Genomic DNA, 5,491 nt, shown 5'->3' with positions numbered 1-5,491 from the left:
CACAGCCTCGGCCACGACCTCAGCGACCATCGCGTCCAGTGCTTCGAGACGATCGATGAGGTCCTTCATACCCCCATTCTGCTGAGGGCCACCGACATTCCGACCCCGAAATCCACCTGATCAGCAAACATTTCTCGATGAATTTTGGCGAGTCGATCGCGAGCCCGGGTCGACCGGCTGGAACGCCTGGATCGTGCCGCGGATCCGGCATCCGCCATCGCTTGAACCCTCGGCTTTCAGCGGTCCTCTCTCGCGTGCGACAGCGCAGCGTGCCAGCCCAGCCACACCAGCTCGCGATGGGCGAGGTCATTGTGCGCGCCCGCCGCTCCCTCCACCTTCGCGATGACGGCGCTGGCGTCGATGTTGTAGACGGTCGATGCGGCGAACTCGCCAGGCGGCCGGGCGCCCGGCTGCAGCGGAGGAAGCTCGACGGTGCCGCTCACGCCCTGGATCCCGAAGGTGCCGATCCCGCCGTACTTGGGCAGATCGTCGCCGAGCAGGAACTGCCCGGCCACCCCGACGGCGAGCGGGTAGAACTTGCCGACCGCGTAGTCCCATTTCGAACGCGTGGCGACGATCGGTCCGGACACGAACTCCGGTGTGGCGACGTCCGCGAGATAGCCGCGCCCACCGCCGATCGCATCGGGCACGTCTGCGTCGAACGCCCACAGTGACACCGCGCCCTGCACCAGGAAGAGCGAGCTCACCGGTCGCGGTGGCGGAACCGGATTCTCGCCCGGCCCGCGCACCGCGCTGGAGACGACGATGGTGCCGAAGCTGTGTCCCATGAGGTGCACCCGCGCGGGGCTCGCCGCCATCACCGCGCGCACGAGCTTCGCCGCACCCCGTTCGCCGAACTCACGGGCCTGGTTCTTGCCGTGCCAGAACGTGAGCTGGCGCAGCGGGGTCAGCACCGCTTCGCGGAGCTTCTGGAAGAATCCCTCACCGAGCAGCCCGTCGTCCTCCTGCTCCTTCGACGCCTGGACGAACACCTCGTCGGGATCCCACCCGCCGCCGAGCAGCGAGTCTTCGCCCTCGTCCGCTCCGGTCGCGGCGGCGATCACCCGGTAGGCGTCCGCGACATCCGTCGGCAGCTCGTCGTCGCCGGTCGCGTCTTGATCGGGGTCGAGCTCCGCGGCATAGTCCAGCACGGTCTTCAGCGCGGCGCGCATCTCGGGGGAGTCGCCGAGTGCGGCCGCGTACTCGTCGACAGCAGCATCCACGGTGACGGCATCGGGGTTGTCCGCGGGCTCGTCGCCCAGCAGTCCGGTCGGCGCGCTCGTGAGCTCACGATCGCTCCACGCCTTGCTCGGCCAGTGCACGCCGATGATGAAGGGACGGATGCTGTCACCCGCTGAGTCGGGATTCGCGGCGCCGATCCACCGGTCGTACTGGGCGATGGCGTCGTCGTAGTCGCCCTGCCAGCCGTGACTGAGGATGAAGACGTCGGTCACGTCCGCCGCCGGATCGCTGAGCGCGGCGATCGCCTGCCTGCTCGCGCTCGTCCCATCGGCATCGGGCACTTCCTCGCCGCGCTTGTCGTACGTGATGAGGAAATACTGCTGGGACGTGCCGGGGATGCGCCTCAGGGACATCGTGGACCTCTCTCTCGTGCGGCGGGACGGACGATCTGTGCTCAGCCCTGAGCGACGAGAGCCGGCGACACCACCGTGTCGGTGTCGCAGTGCACGCCGTAGAGCAGTCCGAGCGGGTTGTTGTGCTCTGCGAGGAACCGTCTGCGCAGGTCGAGGACGACCTGGCCGACGGAGTTTCCGGCGAAGAGCTCATCGAAGAACGCCTTGGCCCACTCGCTCGCGAACAGGCCCGGCGTCTTGCACTCGGTGCCGATCACACCGCGAGCGCCTTTGGCCAGGAAGTACGGGACGAAGCCGTCGTAGAACTTCGGCGTCAGCTCGCCGGATTCGCACGCGTTGATGAAGACGAGAGGGTGGCTCTCGAGGATGTCCTCGATCGGCGCGAAGACCGACAGTTCGCCGAGCGAGACGCTCTGCGAGCCGGTGAAGATGAGCTTCGAATCATCTGAATCCTTGGCGGATGCCTCGGCGTGGCAGTACAGGTAAATCACCTTGTCGGTCGCGCCCTTCGCGAGCGCGCTCTTGACGAGGTCCTCGACCTTCGCGCCCTCGGTGAGTGTCACCCCGCGGGCGCCCCAGTAGCGGCGCTGCTCTGCGACCGGCTTCGACGGCATCGACTCGTCGATGGTGTCGTTGAAGAGCGCCCGCACGCTCATCTCCGGCGCGGAGTCGATGGTYGTCGCGGGCGGCACCGCCGAGATCTCCGCCATCGGAATCTGCTCGACGACGTGTCGCATGCCGATGAAGTTCTCCCACGTGAGCGGCGTCGCGTCGAACCGCTCGGTGAGGTACATCAGCGCCCACGGCACCGGAAATCCGCTCGACACGACCTGCAGGGTGGCGGTCTCGCCGGAAAGACTCTCGCGCAGCCACTTTCCGACGCTCCTCAACTCCTGGGACGACTCAGGCCCGGCGAAGATGGACTGGAAGAGGCGGAATCCGGCGAACGCGAGCTCCTGCAGGAAGGTCGTGCCGTCCTCGGGTGTGATGTCGAGATTCAGTGCGACATCCCGCTTCTTCACGGTCTCGAGCATCACTTCGCGCACGCCGTCGATCCGGGCAGCGAGCTCGTCCGGCGTGATGCGGATGTCGATCGGATCGGGCGAGATCGCGGTCGCGATGAGCTGGTAGCCGCCGATGGCGGGCATGAACTGCATGGTGGCCGTACGCGCTTCGAGCACCTCCGCGGCCCCGATGGGGCGACCGAAGTTCTTGATCGTCGGCTCCGCACCGGCGCCGACATCGAACGTGACTTCGAGTCGCTGCAGGAAGTTGCCCGCGACGTTGACGAGCACGCTGATCGTCGACGGCCCCTCGTGCCGCGCCGTGCACTCGAACAGCGCGCGGCCATCGGACTTGCCGTCGCGGCCCACGGTGAGGATCTGCGGGTGCGCCGGGGTGTCGAAGTCGCTGCTGACGAGGGTCACCGACAGGTCGAGGGTCTCGGCGGCGTCGGGGATTCGCAGGGTGGTGAGGGCTGCCGCCTGAGCCGCGGCGCTCTTCTCGCCGAAGAACACGGCCAGCGTGTACGGCACGGCGACCGCAAGGGGACCTTCCCAGTCGTCCAGCTGCACGTTGAGCCACGTCTGGACGGTGTCGTTCGGTACGGGGATGGTTCTGTCGTCGGCCGGTGGACCCTCGGCCGGTGCATCGGCGCCGAGGAGACCGTCGTCGGCCGGTGCCGCTCCCGGCTCCGGAGCCAGCACCCGTCCCACCTCGGCGAACGCGGCATCCATCTCCGGATCCTCGCCGGCGCCGAATCCCAGCACGCCCGCGTCGACATCTGCCTGATAGCGGGCGGCGACATCGGTCTCGGCGTCGAGAATGCGCGCGATGAGCAGCGCTTTGGCGGTGAGGTTGTCGGTCTCGTGCCAGTCGGGGTGGGCGACCGCGATGTCGTACAGGTCGACGACGGATGGGGGGAAGAACTCGACGATGTAGGCCCGACCGCGCGGGTTGCGGAAGGCCGCTGCGAGCAGGACGACCTCGAATGCGCGAGCGTCTGTGGAACCCATGGTGCCCCTCACCAAGCTCCGCCGCATCCATCATCGGATGCTTCAGTGCTCACAGTAGTGAGGGCGCGACAGCCCTGCCAGATACGAGGTCAGCTAGCCTTCTACCTCCCGCAGCGCAGAGCGGACCACCACGGTGTCGGCGCCGAACTCGGCATCCGCGGCATCCTGCATCGTCCCGTCGTCCCAGACGACGTCGATCCACAGGTAGCCGTTCTCGATGCTGGAGGAGAGGTAGTCCGAGCCGAGCCGCTCGGGCAGCTCATCCTGAAGCTCGCGCATCGCCTCGTCATTCGCAGCCACTCCGGGGCGACCCTCGGTGGGATCCGGCACCGGCATCGGGTCGTAGAGCGCGAGCATGATCGGCGGCTGGGTCACCCTCAGCGACTCACCGTCGTAGTTGCCCTGCACCACATATGAGCCCCACCGCGCATCCCCGGACTGCTCACTTCCGTCGACGCCGTCCCACGTCCAGTCGACCAGCTCGATGCCCGAGCACTGCGGCGGGTACGACTCCGCGACCGGCCCCAGGCAAAGCTCCACCGAACCGGCGATGTCCATCACCGTCCCCTGACCGACGACCTCACCCTCGGGTGGAGGAGCCGGGAGCGAGCCGAATGACGCCGGCGCAGCGGCGGGGTTCGAGGCGCATCCCGAGAGCGCGATGGCGGATGCCGCGAGCACGACTGCGGCGAAACGGCAGGRGAGCGGAGACAGGCGCATACCTTCAAGTGTCGACCGGGGACGGATCGTCTCACCCGGCTTTCGCAGGAGATCCCCGTTTCCATCCATCCCGGCCCGGGGTGTAACCTGAATCCATGCGTGCACGCTCGCTCCTCCTTAGCTGCCGCGACGAGGCCTCGATCTAGGGCCCCCCTCGTCGCGGAGCTTGTTGTCGGCCCGCTCATTTCGACGAGGAAGAAGCGACCCATGGATAACAATCAGAAGCCCTCAGGGATGCCGGTTCACAAATACCGCCCCTACCACGAGCAGTTCGCCGTAGATCTGCCCGACCGCACCTGGCCCAGCGCCCGAATCACCAAGGCGCCGCACTGGTGCGCGGTGGACCTGCGCGACGGCAACCAGGCCCTCATCGACCCGATGAGCCCCGAACGTAAGCGGGTCATGTTCGACCTGCTCGTGCGCATGGGCTACAAGGAGATCGAGGTCGGGTTCCCGAGCGCGAGCCAGACCGACTTCGACTTCGTTCGGCAGCTCATCGAAGAGGACCTCATCCCCGACGACGTCACGATCCAGGTCCTGACGCAGGCGCGCGAGCACCTGATTGAGCGCACGTATGAGTCGATCGCCGGCGCGAAGCAGGCGATCGTCCACCTGTACAACTCGACGAGCATCCTCCAGCGCGAGGTGGTGTTCCGCACCGATCGCCAGGGCATCATCGACATCGCCCTCGAGGGCGCCCGGCTGTGCCGCCAGTTCGAGAAGCGCATCCCCGAGACCAAGGTCTTCTACGAGTACTCGCCGGAGAGCTACACCGGCACCGAGCTCGAGTTCGCCCTCGATGTCTGCAACCAGGTCATCGAGATCTTCGAGCCGACTCCCGACCGCAAGGTCATCATCAACCTGCCGGCGACGGTGGAGATGGCGACCCCCAACGTCTACGCCGATTCCATCGAGTGGATGTCGCGTCGCCTGGCCCATCGCGAGAGCATCCTGCTCTCGCTGCACCCGCACAACGATCGCGGCACCGCGATCGCCGCGGCGGAGCTGGGCTACATGGCGGGCGCCGATCGCATCGAGGGATGCCTGTTCGGCAACGGCGAGCGCACCGGCAATGTCGACCTGGTCGCGCTGGGCATCAACCTGCTGACCCAGGGCGTGGACCCGCAGATCGACTTCAGCGACGTCGACCAGGTCAAGCGC

At 67.2% G+C, this 5,491-nt stretch carries 4 protein-coding genes; 1 reads left to right on the top strand and 3 read right to left on the bottom strand.

Annotated features, from left to right (window positions below):
* Positions 1-236: 236 nt before the first annotated feature.
* The 3 genes from AC1DVT_RS17570 to AC1DVT_RS17560 all read right to left on the bottom strand — a co-directional run bounded on the left by AC1DVT_RS17570 (position 237) and on the right by AC1DVT_RS17560 (position 4,330).
* Positions 237-1,595 carry a hypothetical protein gene (locus AC1DVT_RS17570; RefSeq protein ID WP_477390400.1) on the bottom strand — a complete coding sequence of 453 codons (1,359 nt, stop codon included), beginning with the start codon at positions 1,593-1,595 and terminating at the stop codon, positions 237-239.
* A 41-nt stretch (positions 1,596-1,636) separates the two neighbouring features.
* Positions 1,637-3,610 carry a CHAT domain-containing protein gene (locus AC1DVT_RS17565; RefSeq protein ID WP_477390398.1) on the bottom strand — a complete coding sequence of 658 codons (1,974 nt, stop codon included), beginning with the start codon at positions 3,608-3,610 and terminating at the stop codon, positions 1,637-1,639.
* A gap of 93 nt (positions 3,611-3,703) precedes the next feature.
* Positions 3,704-4,330, bottom strand: coding sequence for a hypothetical protein (locus AC1DVT_RS17560; RefSeq protein ID WP_477390396.1), 627 nt, complete (start codon positions 4,328-4,330; stop codon positions 3,704-3,706).
* 207 nt (positions 4,331-4,537) lie between these two features.
* Here AC1DVT_RS17560 and AC1DVT_RS17555 point away from each other — a divergent pair.
* A partial coding sequence (locus AC1DVT_RS17555) for a 2-isopropylmalate synthase (RefSeq protein ID WP_477390394.1) occupies positions 4,538-5,491 on the top strand: 954 nt, incomplete at its 3' end.

This window comes from Microbacterium sp. P2_F9 (assembly GCF_056403635.1).
This window is presented reverse-complemented; position numbering and strand designations above follow the sequence as displayed.

Bases quoted from the DNA above. Each gene is read 5' to 3' on its own strand.
- AC1DVT_RS17570 (WP_477390400.1), bottom strand. From the start codon at position 1,595: ATGTCCCTGAGGCGCATCCCCGGCACGTCCCAGCAGTATTTCCTCATC.